The sequence below is a fragment of the Enterobacter cloacae complex sp. I2 genome (assembly GCF_014896205.1).
In the GTDB taxonomy this organism is placed as follows: Bacteria; Pseudomonadota; Gammaproteobacteria; order Enterobacterales; family Enterobacteriaceae; genus Enterobacter; species Enterobacter quasihormaechei.
In genome coordinates this window covers 1-332 of record NZ_JADBRA010000054.1, presented here as the reverse complement: position 1 = coordinate 332, position 332 = coordinate 1, and the positions used below count along the sequence as shown (strand labels likewise).

Genomic DNA, 332 nt, shown 5'->3' with positions numbered 1-332 from the left:
ATTTGAGAGACTCGAACACACATGAGCTGTGTGTCGTTTCAATTTTCAGCTTGATCCAGATTTTTAAAGAGCAAATATCTCAAACATGACTCGTAAGTCAGTTTTGAGATATGACGGCAGGTGACTTTCACTCACGAACCAGCAAGTGGCGTCCCCTAGGGGATTCGAACCCCTGTTACCGCCGTGAAAGGGCGGTGTCCTGGGCCTCTAGACGAAGGGGACGTACAGTCTCAATCGCAAGACGCCTTGCTATTTACTTTTCATCAGACAATCTGTGTGAGCACTGCAAAGGCAGGTTCTTTAAGGTAAGGAGGTGATCCAACCGCAGGTTC

Annotated in this window: 1 tRNA gene; it reads right to left on the bottom strand. The window is 47.9% G+C overall.

Annotated elements, in window-relative coordinates:
• Positions 1 to 146 precede the first annotated feature (146 nt).
• Positions 147 to 222, bottom strand: a tRNA-Glu gene (locus IM300_RS22560).
• Positions 223 to 332 lie beyond the last annotated feature (110 nt).